The organism is Okeania sp., assembly GCF_983059655.1.
Genome location: NZ_CEZPJD010001062.1, coordinates 1 through 2221, shown reverse-complemented (window position 1 = coordinate 2221; position 2221 = coordinate 1). Strand labels below are relative to the sequence as shown.

Here is a 2221-nt window from a genome sequence, read left to right as displayed (position 1 = left end):
GCTTTGTTGGAGCTAAAAGCAGATTTTTACGAGTCAGGACATCCCCAGTCTCAGGATTTATTTTTGATAGTTGAAGTGGCGGATAGGACGATTAAATTCGACCGTGAAGTTAAAGTTCCTCTTTATGCTGAAAATAATGTAATCGAGGTTTGGTTGGTAGATATTAATGAGGAATGTTTGGAGGTGTATCGACAACCTATTGGTGGTGGTTATAAGGAAGTACAAAAGTTAGAGCGGGGTAAAAATTTGTCTGTTCAACAGTTTCCAGATATTGATATTCGAGTAGATGAAATATTGGGATAAGTACGGGGAGTAGGGGAGTAGGGGAGTAGAGGAGTAGGGGAGTAGTAAAACATAAATAATGAACACTAACTGGCTAATAATTATCAAAAAGTTTATTCGGCTTTTGTTAATTATTTAATATGTGATTTACCAAATTTTGAACAATACTTGCCCGATAATTTCTTTTTTGTGAATTAAGCCTTTGAGTGGTTGGTTCTTTTTGTCTGGATGTTTGCCTAAAACTAGATAATAATTTTCTGGTACTTCTATTTTTATTTCATCGTAATCTTGAGTTGGTAAGTCGCTAATATAATTTGCTGTAAAAGGTTGGTTGTTAATATAAATTTTTCCCTCCCGAATTTCTAAAGTTTCTCCTGGTAAAGCAATAATTGGCATTATGTAAGTACAGTTAGGGTCAAAACCTTGTTCTTCATTACCCCAAAAATCTATTAGATTTCCTCTTTCTAAATTACGCCATTCGTGAGTAATTATATCTCTGAAAACCCAGTTATTTATTTGTATGGCTGGAGTCAATATTTTTGTTGTTGGAGTGACTTGATTGATACATGAGTAGGTATTGAAAAATATGGTGAAAATTATTAAAAAAATAAAAATTCTTAGCCATGTATTTTTGTCTGACCGAGGAGTTATTGGTTTATTGCCAATAAAATGTTGACGTAAAGAATCATGGATAAAGCGATAACGACCTCCAATTTGTTGAATTAATTTTCTCTGAGCTGCATATTTCAAAAATTTTTCATAGTTCCAAGGAATTAATCTGTTTTGCCAGAGAATCAGTCTTAAACTGAAGTGTTCAATACATGGTAAGCCACCAGTTGATAAACCTGTTACTACTCCTAAAAATAAGCTAAATATTAATGGATTTTGCCAAAATTTGCTTCCTGTAACTAAAGTGTACAAGTAGGGAATTAATAAAAAAAATGGAGTAGTTATTATAGAAATAGATATAGAATTTTTTAGTGATTCTTTAATTCCTTGGTTAGGAGTATGTTTGAACTGAATGTCTGTATTTAACCCAGAAATCAGACCATAAATCAGACAGAAAGACAGCCCATAAATCAAACCATAAACTAGACCATAACTAATATTAATAATTAGAGTGAAAATCAGGCCGATAATCAGCCCTAGAATTAGCTGTATAATTAGATTTTCCTTTATTTTTTGCCAGGAAAAGGTGAAAGCTTGTTGAGGTTCAATTTCTGATATTTCTAAAATCAGGCCAATAATCAGGCCAACAATCAGCCCATAAATCAGCCCATAAATCAGCTCAGAAATCAGACCTACGATCAGACCTACGATCAGACCGAAAGCCAGCCCATAAATCAGCCCATAAATCCACTTTTGAGAATTATTTTTTAGCCAACTAGGCTGCATATTTTCAATGATAAATTCTGTTTGATTTTCAGCCTCTAACTGCCTTGCTAAAAAAGTTAACCAATACCTAGTTTGCCTTGCAGAATAGAACAATTTTTCACTTTTTTCTACATTATTAGACACTCGTTGTAAACATTCATCAATATAAGCCGCAAATAATTGTTCCTCATTGTAAATAGGCTCCCCCTGATAAACAGTAACCATAATATTCAACAACAAAGGAATATTTGCCAACTCCCACATTTGAGAATTATTTTGAATCACCTTCCACAAATCAATCTTACCCAAACTTTCTAAATAACGATAAATTTCCTCTCGTTCAGGAGACTCCAAACAATAAGCACCATTCAACTTTTCCAACCTAAAATTTCCCTCTTGATATTCCTCCTCTCGACAACAAACAACCAAACAAGTCCGAATATCCTCCCCAATAAAATCATTAATTTTCTCAATACAAAGTCGCTGCCGAACCAATCCTAATTCATCTAAACCATCCAACAAAGGCAGAATTTTTCTCTGACTCAATAAACTTTTACTAAGTCGG

At 33.6% G+C, this 2221-nt stretch carries 2 protein-coding genes; one reads left to right on the top strand and one right to left on the bottom strand.

Annotated elements, in window-relative coordinates:
• Positions 1-303 (top strand): Uma2 family endonuclease (locus tag AC3DU7_RS31760; protein WP_488043213.1); only part of this gene is annotated, 303 nt, incomplete at its 5' end.
• 126 nt (positions 304-429) lie between these two features.
• On the opposite strand, the gene lepB is transcribed toward AC3DU7_RS31760, so the two are convergent.
• A partial coding sequence (gene lepB / locus AC3DU7_RS31755; protein WP_488043212.1) for a signal peptidase I occupies positions 430-2221 on the bottom strand: 1792 nt, incomplete at its 5' end.